Consider the following 15,150-nt stretch of genomic DNA (forward strand, 5'->3'; position numbering starts at 1 on the left):
CACCCCGGGGTTTGTAGTGCCGGGGTGGTGCGGGTGGAAGGGTTACGGCGGTCATAGCGTGGGGGAAACGCCCGGTCCCATTCCGAACCCGGAAGCTAAGACCCACAGCGCCGATGGTACTGCATCCGGGAGGATGTGGGAGAGTAGGTCACCGCCGGACAATATTTCGGTTGAGAGAGTAAGGCCCCGCCATTGTTGGCGGGGCCTTACTTGTTTAACCGGGCCCCGGGTTCCTCCCCGAGACGCCTGCAGCACATCTGGGCGCTGGTACGTGCACTGACCGCCATCTCGCGGAGAGGTTGGTCACGTCTTCTGCCCTGCGGGTGACTCTCCGCGTCCAATCCCGGCGTCGTCTTCTGTCGCGGGGTTCGGCTGCCGGGTGCTGCCGAGGTGGGGAGTCTCACCTAATCAAGATAAGCATCCAGGCATGGGGAGACGATGATTGGACCAGCCTGCACTAGAATTGGCTTGTGCCCGGTTTGGGCCCCACAAACTTTTGAATCAACTTTATATATCCATAGTGACGAGCGACTGCAGTAAATTCCGTTGGTCGGCTCACGACGAGAGGAACTCACCAGCATGTCAGAGCAAAGTAACAGGGATCAGCGCGGTAGCGAAGGAAACAACGCAGCCGGCAGCAGCTCGTCAAACCGCCCGCCCACAAACGACAGGAACGCCCCCAAGCGTTTCGAGGACCGCAAGCCTTCGTTCGGAGGCCGTCCGGCTCGTGACGGCGAGCGTAAGTCATTCGGTGACCGCGGAGCGTCTTCGCAGCGTAAGCCCTACTCGAAGGACGGGAAGCCGTCCTTCAATGACCGCCCGGCACGCAGCGACGACGATCGCCGTCCCGCCCGTGACGGAGAACGTAAGCCCTTCGGCGATCGTGGAGATCGCAAGCCGTCGTTCGGTGATCGTCCGGCTCGTGATGGTGAGCGTAAGTCCTTCGGTGATCGTGGAGATCGTAAGCCGTCCTTTGGTGACCGCGGGGATCGTAAGCCGTCGTTCGGCGACCGGCCTGCACGCGGCGGCGATGATCGTCGTCCGGCTCGTGATGGTGAGCGTAAGTCCTTCGGTGATCGTGGGGCTCGTAAGCCGTCGTTCGGTGATCGTCCGGCTCGTGATGGTGAGCGTAAGTCCTTTGGTGATCGTGGAGATCGTAAGCCGTCCTTTGGTGATCGTCCGGCTCGTGATGGTGAGCGTAAGTCCTTCGGCGATCGTGGAGATCGTAAGCCGTCGTTCGGTGATCGTCCCGCCCGTGGCGGCGATGATCGTCGTCCGGCTCGTGATGGTGAGCGTAAGTCCTTCGGCGATCGTGGAGATCGCAAGCCTTCGTTCGGTGGCGACGATCGTCGTCCTCCCCGCGATGGGGACCGTAAGCCGTCGTTCGGCGACCGGCCTGCTCGTGATGGTGAGCGTAAGTCCTTCGGCGATCGTGGAGATCGTAAGCCGTCCTTTGGTGACCGCGGGGATCGTAAGCCGTCGTTCGGCGACCGGCCTGCACGCGGCGGCGATGATCGTCGTCCGGCTCGTGATGGTGAGCGTAAGTCCTTCGGCGATCGTGGAGATCGCAAGCCTTCGTTCGGTGGCGACGATCGTCGTCCTCCCCGCGATGGGGACCGTAAGCCTTCGTTCGGTGATCGTCCCGCCCGTGGCGGCGACGACCGTCGTCCGGCTCGTGATGGTGAGCGTAAGTCTTTCGGAGACCGTGGAGACCGTAAGCCGTCGTTCGGTGATCGTCCCGCCCGTGGCGGCGACGACCGTCGTCCTCCCCGCGACGGAGACCGTAAGCCGTCCTTCTCGAAGGACCGTCCGGCCCGCGGCGAGGATGCACCGGTTGTCGAGCGCAAGCACAACGCCCGCGACCTGCGCAGTGCAAACCGCCCGGACCGCGAGCGTTCACCCGAGATCGACGAGGACGTCACAGGCCAGGAACTGGACAAGGTCACCCGCGCTCAGCTGCGCGTCCTTGAGGAAGTCAGCGGTGAGTGGGTCTCCAAGCACCTGGTCATGGCAGGACGCCTGATCGACGATGAGCCCGAACTCGCCTTCCAGCACGCCCTTGCCGCCAGCCGCCGCGGCGGACGCATGGCAGCGGTCCGCGAAGCAGTAGCCCTCACGGCGTACGCTTCCGAGCACTTCGGCGAAGCGCTGCGCGAGTTCCGCACCTACCGCCGGATCAGCGGCTCCAACGCCTACCTGGCCATGATGGCCGACTGCGAACGCGGCCTCGGCCGTCCCGACCGTGCCCTGGACATCGCCCGCTCGGACGAAGCCAAGGAACTGGACATTGCAGGCCAGGTCGATATGGCCATTGTTGCCTCCGGTGCCCGCATGGACATGGAACAGTACGACGCCGCCGTGACCGCGCTGGAAATTCCGCAGCTGGACAAGAACCGCGCGTTCTCCTTCAGCCCGCGCCTGTTCCGCGCCTACGCCGATGCCTTGGAGCTGGCGGAGCGCAACGAGGAAGCCGAGCAGTGGCGCAACCGTGCGCTGCTGGCCGAGAAGGCCCTCGGCGTCGGCGACTTCGCCGAGCCGGACATCTTCGACCTGGTCGGCGACGACGAGGAGAAGCCGGCCCGCACCCGCCACGGCCGTGAAGACCGGGACGAGCAGTCCGGCCCGGAGCGCTCCGAGACCCCGTTTGCTGCTCCTGCGGAGACAGTCACGGTTGTCAACGAGATGGATCTCAGCGACGACATCGACACGCTGCCCTCTGATGAGCAGGAAGGCGTGATCGGAGTCCTCGAAACAGAGGAAGAGGATGACGACAACGCCGCCGGCCAGCACGACGACGGCAACGACAACGACGATTTCTCCGCCGACGCGCCGACCGGCGACGCTGACGAGGATCGCGCGTAGCACCATGGCGGACACATCGCTGATTGCCGGGTACGACGCCGTCCTTTCCGATCTGGACGGCGTCGTGTACGCCGGTCCGCACGCCATTGCGGGAGCCGTTGAGGCCCTGCAGCGCCTCGAGGGCGCCGGTGTGCAGCTGGCATACGTCACCAACAACGCCTCGCGTTCCTCCGAGACCGTGGCGGCGCACCTGCGCGAGCTGGGCGCCCCGGCAACAGCGGAAACCGTGTTCGGGTCGGCCCAGGCCGGCGCTGAGCTGCTGGCAGCCCAGGTGCCGGCCGGCGCCACGGTCCTCGTGACCGGCAGCGCCTGGCTCACCGAGCAGGTCCAAGAACAGGGTTTGGTGCCGGTGCACTCCGCCGATGACCGGCCCGATGCAGTCATCCAGGGATTCGATCCCGGGCTCGGCTGGAAAGACCTGGCCGAGGCAGCCTTTGCGGTGGAACGCGGCGCCGTCTGGGTTGCTACGAACACCGACATGTCCATTCCGCAGGCCCGGGGGATTGCCCCCGGAAACGGAACGCTCGTGGCCGCCGTTGCGGCAGCCACCGGCAGGACGCCGCTGGTGGCCGGCAAGCCCGAAGCCCCGCTGTTCCTGACGGCGGCCCGCCATCTGGGCTCCGAAACCCCGCTGGTTGTGGGCGACCGCCTGGACACCGATATCCTCGGCGGCAACAACGCCGGCTTTGCGACGGCGCTGGTGTTCACCGGCGTCGACACCCCGCAGACGGCACTTGCTGCCCGCACCGCGGAACGGCCCACCTACCTGCTGGCAGACCTTGACGCACTCTATGCGCCTTACCCGGACGTAAAAGCCCGGGACGGCGGATACGTCTGCGGAACCTCCACGGCCCGGGTATCCGGGGAAACCCTGGAGATTTCCGGGGACAGCAGCAATTTGGACAGCTGGCGGGCGGCCTGCGCCGCCTGGTGGAACGCGCGGCCGGACGAGGAAAGTTCCTCTGCACCCGTGCTCAGCTGGACTGTCACCCCCGGCGGATAAGCTGGTGACAAACGTCGGAGAGGGAGGGGACAGCCGCACCATGGAGAACGCAGGCGAGCAGCCCCCGGTTGGCCGCGCCTGGCCGGAGGCCGGCGCACCGACGGCGGACCCCGCGGTCAACGCAGCCCTGGAACCTTTGGTCACACTGGCTGACCTCCCCGTTGCCGGCCATCATTCCGTTTATGCGGCGCTGCACGACGGCCTGCTGGCCCAACTGAACACCGATCCCTCAGAGGAGCGCTAAGAAGTGGCAAGACTGGACCAGGAGCTGGTGGCCAGGGGGCTGGCCCGCTCCCGGACCCACGCGGCCAAGCTGATTGCTGCGGGCCGGGTGGCCCGTGCCGGCGTACTGATGGGCAAAGCGTCGGCCACCGTCAGCGGGGAAGATCCGCTTTCGGTGCTCGACGACGGCGTCCCCGACTACGTCAGCCGCGCCGGCCACAAGCTGGCCGGCGCCCTTGACGCCTTTCCCCTGGTCCGTCCCGCAGGACTCCGATGCCTGGACGCCGGAGCTTCCACCGGAGGCTTCACGGACGTCCTGCTGCGGCGGGGCGCCGAGCAGGTGGTCGCCGTCGACGTCGGACACGGCCAGCTGGTGGATGCCCTGCGCCGCGACCCCCGGGTCGATGTCCACGAGGGGCTGAACGTCCGCTATCTGGAGCACGGGCAGATCGGGGGACCGGTGGATCTGACCGTCGCCGATTTGTCCTTCATTTCCCTTACCATGGTGCTCGCTCCGCTGGCCGCGGCAACCCGCCCCGGCGGCAGTCTGCTGCTGATGGTCAAGCCGCAGTTTGAAGTGGGCCGTGAGAAGCTGGAGAAGGCCGGCGTCGTCACCGACCCCCGCAAACACCGGATGGCGGTGACCCGCGTGGTAGCTGCAGCGTTGGCTGAAAACCTCCGGGTGGCAGGCCTTGCCCGCAGCCCGTTGCCCGGGCAGAACGGCAACGTTGAGTTTTTCCTCTGGCTGCACGTTGACGGGACGGGGAAACCTGCCTCCCCGCAGTCCGGTGATGCACAGGCTGAGGCCCGCCGTTTGGTGGATGAGGCCTTTGACAGGTTTGATGGAGCCGGAACGAATGCGGCAACGGACCGCCCCGGCGGCGACGCAGGCTCCGAAGGAAGTGACCGCAGGAAACTGGCGACAGACAACTGACGACGGGGTTCCAAATAGCTCCCCAAGGGGCGGAACAGGATGTTACAGACATGAGCAGACGGATACTTGTGCTGGCCCACACCGGTCGGCAGGCTGCCATGACTGCCGCCCAGGAAGCCTGCACGCAGCTCCACGCCTCCGGCCTGATCCCGGTCATGCGCAGGCGGGACCTGGAAGACATCCAGGCCGTGTACGGCGTGCTGACCGCCCCCACCGAAATCCTTGAAGAAGACGTTGAACTCGACGGCGTGGACCTGGTCATGGTCCTGGGCGGAGACGGCACCATCCTCCGAGCCGCGGAACTGGTCCGCGGCACGGACGTCCCCCTGCTCGGAGTGAACCTCGGGCATGTTGGCTTCCTGGCGGAGAGCGAACGCGCCGACCTGGCCCAAACCGTGCACTGGGTGGTTGAACGCGCCTACACCGTCGAAGAACGCATGACCATCGATGTACGGGTCTGGTTGGGGGGCAGGCAGATTGCCCACACCTGGGCGCTGAACGAGGCCGCGATTGAAAAGTCGGACCGCCAGCGGATGCTCGAAGTGGTGGTGGAAGTTGACGCCAGGCCGATCAGTTCCTTCGGGTGCGACGGCGTGGTCCTGGCCACGCCCACCGGATCCACGGCGTACTCCTTCTCCGCCGGAGGCCCGGTGGTGTGGCCGGAAGTGGAAGCCCTGCTCATCGCGCCGATCAGCGCCCATGCCCTCTTTGCCCGGCCCCTCGTCGTCGCGCCCACCTCAATCCTGGCCGTGGAAATCCTGACCCGCACCGATGCCGCCGGCGTACTCTGGTGCGACGGACGCCGGAGTGTGGAGCTGCCGCCGGGAGCCCGGGTGGAAGTGACCCGCTCGGAGATTCCCGTCCGCCTTGCCCGCACGCATGCAACACCTTTCTCGGAGCGCCTGGTCCGCAAGTTCCAGCTGCCCACCCAGGGATGGCGCGGACCGGTTGGCGGCTCGGGGGAGTTGTCGGAGAGCGTTGAGCTCACCCGCCGGACGGCAGACAGTGGAGGGCTAAGCGCATGATCGAAGAAATCCGCATCCGCGACCTCGGCGTCATCACGGACGCCACGCTGGAACTCGGCCCAGGTTTCACCGTGGTGACCGGTGAAACGGGCGCCGGAAAAACCATGGTCATCACCGCCCTGGGCATGCTCCTCGGGGCGCGGACCGATGCCGGAGCCGTGCGCACCGGAGCCAAAGCGGCACTTGCCGAAGCCTTGGTTCGCCTGCCCCCGGACAATGCAGCGGTGGCCCGCGCCGAAGATGCGGGCGCGGAGCTGGAAACGTACGACGGCGTGACTGAGCTGATGCTCGCCCGCACCGTCAGTGCCGCCGGCCGCAGCCGTGCCCACGTGGGCGGCCGCTCCGCCCCGGTGGGAGTGCTGGCCGAGGTGGGCCAGCACCTGGTGGCCGTGCACGGACAGTCGGACCAGCTCCGGCTCAAGAGCACAGCAGCCCAGCGGGAAGCCCTGGACAAGTACGCCGGCCCGGCCCTGGCCTCAGCGCTGTCCTCCTACCAGGCGGACTATGCCCGCTGGCGCGCCGCAGTGGCCGAGCTGTCCACCCTGCGCGACCAGGCCCGGGAACGGCTGCGGGAGGCGGAATACCTCGCAGCGTCGCTGGAGGAAATCGATGCCCTGGAGCTGCTGCCGGGGGAGGACGAAATCCTCAAGACCGAAGCCACGCGGCTGAACAACTTCGAGGAACTGCGAACCGCAGCGGTGGGTGCGCACTCGGCGCTGATAGCCGGCGACTTTTCCGACGGTTCCGACGCCACCTCCCTGGTGGACAGCGCCAAACGCCAGCTGGAACTCGCCGGAGAGCACGACCCCGCCCTGGCGGACTCCGCCAAGCGCCTGGCGGAGGTCGGCTACATCCTCGCCGACATCGCCACCGAACTGGCCAGCTACAGCGCCTCCCTGGACGGGGAGGGGCCCGAACGCCTGGCAGAGGTGGAATCCCGGCGGGCGGAAATCTCCGCCCTTCTGCGCAAGTTTGCCCCCACGGTGGACGAGGTCCTTGAATGGGCCGACGCGAGCCGCATCCGCTTGGCGGAGCTGGGGGACGACAGCACGCGCATCGAGGCGCTGGAGGCGGAAATCACTGAACTGCAGGCGTCCCTGACGGCGGCTGCGGCGGAGCTGACGAAGCTGCGCACCGACGCGGCGGCAGAGCTCGCCCGGCGGGTCAGCGACGAGCTGTCCGCCCTGGCGATGGCCAATGCAAACCTGCTCATCGACGTCACCTCCGTCGAGGAGCTCACCGTCCACGGTGCCGACGCTATTACCTTCCTCCTGCAGCCGCACCCCGGAGCCCCGGCCCGGCCCCTGGGCAAGGGCGCCTCCGGCGGCGAGCTCTCCCGCGTGATGCTGGCCATCGAAGTGGTCCTCGCAGCGGTGGATCCGGTGCCGACCTTCATCTTCGACGAGGTTGACTCCGGAGTCGGGGGCAAGGCCGCCGTCGAAATCGGCCGCCGACTGGCCATGCTCGCAAAGCATGTACAGGTGATAGTGGTTACCCACCTTCCGCAGGTGGCTGCGTTTGCCGATCAGCACATCAGGGTCATCAAGATGTCAGCGACGGGGGATGATGGAAGCGGCGTCACCGCCAGTGATGTCACCGTCCTGGATGATGCCGAGCGGATCAAGGAACTTGCCAGGATGCTCGCGGGCCAGGAGGACTCCGAGTCCGCCCGGGCCCACGCCGTCGAACTCCTGGCCGCGGCGGGACACCCGCCGCATGAATAAACAGATTAATTCCAAGTGGATCTACAAAAGGTGATAGGCTCGAACTCCGTGGTGCAGCGATCAAATTCCAGGTTTCCCAAGTCGTCTTCTACGACAAAACACATCTTCGTCACCGGTGGCGTGGCGTCCTCACTCGGCAAGGGACTGACAGCGTCAAGTCTCGGCCATCTGTTGAGGTCGCGCGGCATAGCGGTGACCATGCAGAAGCTCGATCCCTATCTCAACGTGGATCCGGGCACAATGAACCCCTTCCAGCACGGTGAGGTCTTCGTCACCGACGACGGCGCCGAGACTGACCTCGACATCGGCCACTACGAGCGGTTCCTTGACGAAAGCCTTGACGGCTCCGCCAACGTAACCACCGGCCAGGTCTACTCCACGGTTATTGCCAAGGAGCGCCGCGGCGAATACCTCGGCGACACCGTTCAGGTCATCCCGCACATCACCGACGAGATCAAGCGCCGGATGCGCCTGCCCTCCGAGGCGAAGAAGACCCCCGATGTCATCATCACCGAGATTGGCGGCACGGTTGGCGACATCGAGTCCCAGCCCTTCCTGGAAGCAGCACGCCAGGTGCGCCAGGACATCGGCCGCAACAACGTCTTCTTCCTGCATGTCTCGCTGGTGCCCTACATCGGCCCGTCCCAGGAACTGAAGACCAAGCCGACGCAGCATTCCGTGGCCGCCCTGCGGTCCATCGGTATCCAGCCCGACGCCATCGTCATCCGCTCGGACCGCCCGGTGCCGGACGCCATGCGCGCCAAGATCGGCCGCATGTGCGACGTTGACGTGGACGCCGTCGTCGGCTGCCCGGATGCCCCGAGCATCTACGACATCCCGAAGACCCTTCACTCCCAGGGCCTGGACGCGTACATCGTCCAGCACCTGGACCTGAAGTTCAAGGACGTCAACTGGACCAAGTGGGACAAGCTCCTCGAGTCCGTGCACAACCCCAAGCACCACGTCGACATTGCCCTCGTGGGCAAGTACGTGGATCTGCCCGACGCCTACCTCTCCGTTACGGAAGCACTGCGCGCCGGCGGTTTCGCCAATAAGACCAAGGTCAACATCCGCTGGGTGCCCTCGGACGAATGCGCGACGCCGGAAGGTGCCGCCGAGGCGCTGGCCGGTGCCGACGCCATCTGTGTCCCCGGCGGCTTCGGCATCCGCGGCCTTGAAGGCAAGCTCGGCGCCCTGACCTACGCCCGCGAAAACATGGTGCCCACCCTGGGCCTGTGCCTTGGGCTGCAGTGCATGGTCATCGAGTACGCCCGCAACGTAGTTGGACTGGAAGGCGCGTCCTCCTCCGAGTTCGAGCCGGACACCAAGTACCCGGTCATCGCCACCATGGCGGAGCAGAAGCAGATTGTCTCCGGCGACGGCGACATGGGCGGCACCATGCGCCTGGGTCTGTGGGACGCAAAGCTTGAAGAGGGTTCCGTAGTTGCCAAGACGTACGGCAAGACGGCAGTGGCCGAGCGCCACCGCCACCGCTACGAGGTCAACAACCAGTACCGCGACCAGATTGCCGAGGCAGGCCTGTCCTTCTCCGGCACCACGGTTGACGGCGGACTGGTGGAGTTCGTTGAACTTCCGGCTGATGTGCACCCGTACTACGTCTCCACGCAGGCACACCCGGAGCTCAGCTCCCGCCCGACGCGCCCGCACCCGCTCTTCGCCGGTTTGGTGAAGGCTGCCCTGGCGCGCCAGAACGGCAAGGGCTAGCAGCATATGAGTGAGACCAGAGGGTTCGCCGACGAACGCAGTCCCCGCCGCCTGCTGAGTTCCTCCGTGGAATACACCGGGCGCGTCTGGGACGTGGTCAGCGAGAAGTTCCAGCTGACCGACGACGGCGAACCCCTGGTCCGCGACTACATCCGCCACCCCGGGGCGGTGGCCATCCTGGCCCTGAACGACGCCGGCCAGGTGCTGCTGATCAACCAGTACCGGCATCCGGTGCGGATGACGCTCTGGGAAATCCCCGCCGGGCTGCTGGACATCGACGGCGAAGATTTCCAGGTTGGCGCCGCCCGGGAGCTGGCGGAAGAGGCGGACATTATTGCCGCCGAGTGGAATGTCCTGACCGACCTGTTCCTCTCGCCCGGTTCCTCCCGTGAGGCGCTGCGCATTTACCTCGCCCGCGGAATTTCGGAAGTCCCCGAAGCGGACCGCCACGAGCGCACCCACGAGGAAGCCGAAATCCGGACCATGTGGGTTGACCTTGACGACGCCGTGGAAGCGGCGCTGCAGGGACGCCTGCACAGCCCCTCCGCCGTGGCCGGAGTCCTGGCCGCAGCGGCGGCACGGCCCTCGGGCTACGCCAACCTGCGTCCGGGCAACGCGCCCTGGCCCGAACACCACTCCCAGCACTCCACCTGGCCGCAGGGCCCCGTTCTTTAGGACTGAAGACCGCCATGGCCGCCTCCGATCAACCTGCCGGCGGACACTCTCCTGCGCCGGCGTCCCCGGCTGACCCCGGATCCCAGGCACCGGAAGTGCCCTCCAACGCGCCGTACAACGACACCGTTGCCTTCGACTTCTCTTCACTGAACAAAACGCTCCGCCTGGATTCCCCGGCCGAACTGCTGCGGGCAGCCCTTGCTGAAGACAAAGCCGCTGGGCAGGCCGGCGACGGCGCTGGTCTTCCGGACGGCGCCGGCCCGGCCTCCGACGCCGCTGCCCCTGGCCCCGCGGCGCACGGGGGTCCTCCTGCCCCGGCAGGTTCAAAGGCCCCGGGCACCGCCAAGAAGCCACCGGTACCCAAGGGCCCGTCGGCCGCGGATGAGCTGCGGGCCACCGCCGTCGGCCGCGCGATCGGCGGCTATCTACAGCACATGGCCGTGGAACGCGGACTCGCTGTGAACACGCTCGATGCGTACCGCCGCGACCTGCTGCGCTATGCCCGCTTCCTCGCGGCGCGCGGCGTCGAGGACGTTGCCCGCATTTCCCGGCACGACGTCACCGCCTTTGCCCAGTCCATCGTGGAAGGCTCAGACGGCGCCTCCGCGCTGAGCGTGCGTTCGGCCGCACGCACCGTCGTCGCCGTCCGCGGGCTGCACAAGTTTTGGGCGCTGGAGGGCCTGACGACGGCCGATCCTGCCGCTGACGTCCATCCGCCGCTGCCCGGCAAGCGGCTGCCCAAGGCCATCAGCGTCAACGAAGTCACCCGGATCCTGGAAGCAGTCTCCACTGAGACTCCTGCGGGACTGCGGGACCGGGCACTGCTGGAATTTCTGTATTCGACCGGCGCCCGTATCAGTGAGGCGGTGGGCCTGGACATCGACGATCTGTCCCTGGAGCGCATCCCGGCCAACGGTCCCGATGTCGTGCGGCTCTTCGGTAAGGGATCCAAGGAGCGCCTGGTGCCGCTGGGCTCCTATGCCGCCCGCGCACTGGACGAATACCTGGTGCGAGGCCGGCCCGCAGCGTCCGTGAAGGGCAAGGGAACTCCCGCGCTTTTCCTGAACGCCCGCGGCGGGCGCCTCAGCCGCCAAAGTGCGTGGACCATCCTGAAGAACGCGGCCGAAAAGGCACAGATCGGCCGGGACGTGTCACCGCATACGCTGCGCCACTCCTTCGCCACCCATCTGCTCGAGGGCGGCGCGGATGTCCGGGTGGTCCAGGAACTGCTGGGGCATGCCTCGGTAACCACCACGCAGGTCTACACCCTGGTGACCGCCGAGACCCTGCGCGAGGTCTACGCCGCAGCACATCCGCGGGCGCTGTAGCCCGCGTCCGGTCCCGGCCCCGAGGTCCAGTCCCGGCACTGCAGCTGAGCCCGCGGCCTCAGGTACTACTACTGCTCTGCGGCAGACGCCTTTCCCGCAGCCCTGACGACAGCGTCGAGGAACCCGGGGAACGCGGACTCCAGATCATCCCGGCGCAGAACATTCATGCGCGAGGTGCCGGAATAGTACTGGTGGATCACTCCCGCCTGCCGCAGTGCCGTGAAATGGTGCGTTGCAGTGGAGGGGTGGACGGGGAGCACAAACGAACCGCAGCTCAACTCCGTCGAGATGTCCGCCAGCTGCACGACGATGGCCAGACGGATGGGATCCGCGATGGCGTTTAGTACCCGGGCAAAGTCGAAGTCCGCCGGCTCCGGCTCGTCAGTTATTTCCCGTCGCGGCGACATTTCCTGCCTCTCATGCTCAGTTACCCGCGGTGCAGGCAGCCCCTCAAGGATAGCGCGATCCTGCGGCTGGCTCCGCATAGTTTGATGTAGGTCTATTTTGATAACGATCAAAGTAAGGGCTACGGTGGTGTCCTGCCCCGGCAGCCGACGGCTCGACGCGGCTGCCGCACCCCACAAGATGAAGGACCAACAGAATGCGCGCATGGACACTCGATGACTTTGGACTGGAGAACCTGAACCTTCGTGAGGTGGAGACCCCTTCCCCCGGGCCGCATGAAGTGCTTGTCAAGGTATCCGCCGTGTCGCTGAATTACCGGGACAAGGCCCTGGTGGACGGCATCTACGCGCCGGAGAAAATGCCGAAGGGTTTGATTGCCGGGGCTGACTCGGCAGGCACCATCGCAGCAGTGGGTCGGGACGTGACGAAGTACGCCGTGGGCGACCGCGTGACGTCCCACTTCTACTCCACCTGGCAGGACGGCCCCTGGCTGCCGGTCTATGCGGACTTCCAGCTTGGAGGTCCGCTCAACGGCGGCCTGGCCGAGTACCAAGTTCTCAATGAGGACAGCGTCGTTCCGACACCCCGGAACATGACCGACGTCGAAGCCTCCACGCTGCCGATCGCCGCGCTGACGCCTTGGTTTGCCATGCGCGAATACCGGAACCTGAAAGCCGGCGACTCGGTCCTGGTTCAGGGCACCGGCGGCGTCTCCATTTTTGCGATCCAGCTCGCCTCGGCCATGGGTGCCCGCGTCATTGTCACCTCCAGCAGCGATGAAAAGCTGCTTCGTGCCCGGGAACTGGGTGCCACCGACACCATCAACTACCGCACCACTCCGGATTGGGCCGATGCCGTTCTGGAGCTCACCGGCGGCGAGGGCGTAGATGTCGTCTTGGACGTAGTGGGAGGCAACGGGCTGCGCGATTCCGTGCGTGCGGCAAAGGGCAACGGCCTGGTTGCCGTCATCGGATTCCTTGACGGTCAGAGCACCACGCTGGACCTGATGGACGTGATCTGGCATCAGACGCAGATTCAGGGGATCGCAGTCGGGCACCGGCGATCCTTCAACAACCTTGTCCGGTTCCTCGACGAGCATGCCATCCAGCCCGTAGTGGACTCGGTCTTTAACTTCGAGGACAGTCCGCGCGCCTACAAAAAGCTGGCTGAGGGTGCGTTCGGCAAGATCGTCATCCAGGTCTCCTAACCTTCGGCCCCGTCCCGTGCCGCCCGTAGCGGGGCGGACGGGGCGGACAGTGCCCGGCAGGGCCGGGGCGGCGGTAGATTTGGAGGTATGCTCCGACACTCCCTCGTCTCGCCCGTGGTCCTGTGCTTTCTGATGCGCGAGACCCCGGACCGGGGCGCCGAAGTTTTGATGGGACTGAAGCAGACCGGCTTCGGCGTCGGTCGAATTGTGACCCTGGGCGGGCACGTTGAGCCGGGGGAGACCCCGGCACAGGCGGCCGTACGCGAGGTCTTTGAGGAATCCGGCGTCACGCTCACCGAGGACAACCTGGAGCATGCCGGAACCATCGAGTTTATTTTTCCGGGCCGCCCGGAATGGGATATGTCCACCGTGGTGTTCCGGGCCCGGACCTGGACCGGGGAGCCGGAACCGTCCGAGGAGATCGCTCCCGCCTGGTATCCGGTGGACGGCGTTCCCTACCCGCAGATGTGGCCGGACTCGGCCCTGTGGATGCCCGAGGTCCTCGCCGGACGCGACTTTAACGCCGTCGTCACCCTGGCCGCCGACAACGAGAGCGTCGCCGGCATCGTTTTCTCCTAGAAGGTCTGCACGGGTTCCCACTCTCTGGGGCTGGCGGTGCGTATGTGACCACGGGAGCCCCGCAGCACAACAAAGGACGGGAACGGGTGCGCTAGCTCCGGGCCGGGCCCAGCCGGACCGCTGCACGGCTGTCCGCCGCCGCCTCCGCGGCTGCGGTCGCCTTGGCCAGGCCGACGGCGGGCATGCCCACGTACATCGATTCGGCGCGGTCCACTACATATGTCTCATGCCAGATTCCCACTCCGCCCGGAGATTTCCGGGCCGCCCGGTTGAAGGCCGCCCAGGCGGGCCGGTGCTCGGCGTCGGTCCGGCCGGCATACGCGTACAGTTGCTCGGCGCTCTTCCAATGCTGGATTACCAGCGGGCCGCCGGCGCCGATCGTGATCCGGTAGCCCAGCAGCCCGGAATCCGGTTCGGCGGAGAGCTCGGCCAGCATCCGCGGCATGGCGGCGAAGGCGGGCAGCCACAGGTCGGGCCGCCACGGACGGTTGATCCGCATGCCGATGAGGAAGACCACGAGCGGGCCGTCGTGCACATGGGTCATCCGGTGCGGAACGATGCGAGCCATGACGGCTCCTTCCGGGGTGGATAGTGATGGTATCCAAGGTAGAGAGTTACACTATCCAGCACAAGGGGGTGCTGATGAGAATTTCAGAGCTGGCTGCGCAGACGGACATTTCCGTGGCCACGATTAAGTACTATCTGCGGTCGGGCCTGCTGCACGAGGGGCGGCTGACGGCTCCGCGGCAGGCCGAATACGACGCCGGACATGTCTCGCGCCTGCGGCTGATCCGAGCCCTGCTGGGCCCGGGCGACCTGTCGGTTGCCGCCGCCGGAAAAGTCCTGGAACAGTTGGACAACCCGCCGGACTCGGCCCACAACCTGCTGGGCGCGGCACACCACGCCGTGGGTTCCTTTCCCGAAGTCGAGGGCGGCCATCCGCGGGCCGACGCACTCCTGGAAGCCTGGGGCTGGCGGATTGATCCTGAGGACAACGATGCCAGGTCGCGGCTGGAACTGGCGCTGCGCGGGCTGGAAGACGCCGGGTTTGAGCCGGCCGAGGGTTTTCTGGACATGTATGCGGCCGCCATGCAGGACGTGGCGTCGCGGGAACTGGAGCGGGTGCCCTTTGACACTCCGGCGGACGCCCTGCGGTACGTCGTGCTGGGGACGGTCCTGATTGAGCCGCTGCTGCTGGCGCTGCGCAGGCTGGCCCACCAGGACGCGTCAAACCGAATTTTTTCTGCCGTTCCCGCTCCGGCGCAACCACACTCAGATTCAGAGCCGGACGCAGAGCCGACCCCGCCGGGCCGGGCCGCCGAAAGTACCGCGCCGGACCTGAACGCAGAGCGGACCCCGGAGTAGGCGGCTTGTTTCCTGCGAGTTCTACGAGCGGGAAATTTCGTTGCCGCCGTTCCGGGGCCCGCGGGGCGCACAGCGCCCGCCGCAGAAATTCCTGCG

Annotated in this window: 15 protein-coding genes and 1 rRNA gene; 13 read left to right on the forward strand and 3 right to left on the reverse strand. The window is 66.5% G+C overall.

Annotated elements, in window-relative coordinates; all coding sequences use genetic code 11:
* The first annotated feature begins 43 nt into the window (after positions 1-43).
* Positions 44-160: ribosomal RNA gene (gene rrf, locus M1D40_RS06080) — 5S ribosomal RNA — on the forward strand.
* Positions 161-744: 584 nt separating this feature from the next.
* Here rrf and M1D40_RS06085 read toward each other — a convergent pair.
* A complete protein-coding gene (locus tag M1D40_RS06085) occupies positions 745-1,851 on the reverse strand; it encodes a hypothetical protein (RefSeq protein ID WP_461170547.1) in 1,107 nt (368 codons plus the stop codon).
* A gap of 156 nt (positions 1,852-2,007) precedes the next feature.
* Here M1D40_RS06085 and M1D40_RS06090 point away from each other — a divergent pair, with 156 nt between their 5' ends.
* The 9 genes from M1D40_RS06090 to xerD all read left to right on the forward strand — a co-directional run bounded on the left by M1D40_RS06090 (position 2,008) and on the right by xerD (position 11,498).
* Complete coding sequence (locus M1D40_RS06090) at positions 2,008-2,862, forward strand: hypothetical protein (protein WP_461170548.1); 855 nt, start codon at positions 2,008-2,010, stop codon at positions 2,860-2,862.
* 4 nt (positions 2,863-2,866) lie between these two features.
* Positions 2,867-3,865, forward strand: coding sequence for an HAD-IIA family hydrolase (locus M1D40_RS06095; protein WP_461170549.1), 999 nt, complete (start codon positions 2,867-2,869; stop codon positions 3,863-3,865).
* Between the two features lie 4 nt (positions 3,866-3,869).
* A complete protein-coding gene (locus M1D40_RS06100) occupies positions 3,870-4,109 on the forward strand; it encodes a hypothetical protein (RefSeq protein WP_461170550.1) in 240 nt (79 codons plus the stop codon).
* Positions 4,110-4,112: 3 nt separating this feature from the next.
* Positions 4,113-5,021 (forward strand): TlyA family RNA methyltransferase, encoded by a 909-nt coding sequence (locus M1D40_RS06105; RefSeq protein ID WP_461170551.1) that lies wholly within the window; start codon positions 4,113-4,115, stop codon positions 5,019-5,021.
* A gap of 50 nt (positions 5,022-5,071) precedes the next feature.
* The gene (locus M1D40_RS06110) at positions 5,072-6,046 is read left to right on the forward strand and encodes an NAD kinase (protein ID WP_341392502.1); all 975 of its coding nucleotides are present in this window, start codon (positions 5,072-5,074) and stop codon (positions 6,044-6,046) included.
* Entirely contained in the window at positions 6,043-7,770 is a 1,728-nt protein-coding gene (recN, locus tag M1D40_RS06115) for a DNA repair protein RecN (protein WP_461170552.1), read from the forward strand. Before M1D40_RS06110 ends, recN begins: the two co-directional genes overlap by 4 nt.
* A 30-nt stretch (positions 7,771-7,800) precedes the next feature.
* Positions 7,801-9,495 (forward strand): CTP synthase, encoded by a 1,695-nt coding sequence (locus M1D40_RS06120; RefSeq protein WP_341393184.1) that lies wholly within the window; start codon positions 7,801-7,803, stop codon positions 9,493-9,495.
* A gap of 6 nt (positions 9,496-9,501) precedes the next feature.
* Positions 9,502-10,170, forward strand: a complete 669-nt coding sequence (locus M1D40_RS06125; protein WP_341392504.1) for an NUDIX hydrolase — start codon at positions 9,502-9,504, stop codon at positions 10,168-10,170.
* A gap of 434 nt (positions 10,171-10,604) precedes the next feature.
* A complete protein-coding gene (gene xerD, locus M1D40_RS06130) occupies positions 10,605-11,498 on the forward strand; it encodes a site-specific tyrosine recombinase XerD (protein ID WP_445818855.1) in 894 nt (297 codons plus the stop codon).
* Positions 11,499-11,566: 68 nt separating this feature from the next.
* Here the strand turns inward: xerD and M1D40_RS06135 are convergent, their stop codons facing one another.
* On the reverse strand, positions 11,567-11,905 hold the full coding sequence (locus tag M1D40_RS06135; RefSeq protein WP_461170553.1) for an ArsR/SmtB family transcription factor: 339 nt from the start codon (positions 11,903-11,905) through the stop codon (positions 11,567-11,569).
* Between the two features lie 194 nt (positions 11,906-12,099).
* Between M1D40_RS06135 and M1D40_RS06140 the strand changes: the two genes are divergently transcribed.
* Positions 12,100-13,110 (forward strand): zinc-dependent alcohol dehydrogenase family protein, encoded by a 1,011-nt coding sequence (locus M1D40_RS06140; RefSeq protein ID WP_461170554.1) that lies wholly within the window; start codon positions 12,100-12,102, stop codon positions 13,108-13,110.
* A gap of 87 nt (positions 13,111-13,197) precedes the next feature.
* Complete coding sequence (locus M1D40_RS06145; RefSeq protein WP_461170555.1) at positions 13,198-13,689, forward strand: 8-oxo-dGTP diphosphatase; 492 nt, start codon at positions 13,198-13,200, stop codon at positions 13,687-13,689.
* A gap of 91 nt (positions 13,690-13,780) precedes the next feature.
* Here the strand turns inward: M1D40_RS06145 and M1D40_RS06150 are convergent, their stop codons facing one another.
* A complete protein-coding gene (locus tag M1D40_RS06150; protein ID WP_341392505.1) occupies positions 13,781-14,257 on the reverse strand; it encodes a DUF4188 domain-containing protein in 477 nt (158 codons plus the stop codon).
* Positions 14,258-14,331: 74 nt separating this feature from the next.
* On the opposite strand from M1D40_RS06150, the gene M1D40_RS06155 reads away from it, so the two are divergent.
* A complete protein-coding gene (locus M1D40_RS06155) occupies positions 14,332-15,054 on the forward strand; it encodes a MerR family transcriptional regulator (RefSeq protein WP_461170556.1) in 723 nt (240 codons plus the stop codon).
* Positions 15,055-15,150: the final 96 nt, after the last annotated feature.

This window comes from Arthrobacter sp. Z1-15, from assembly GCF_054792395.1.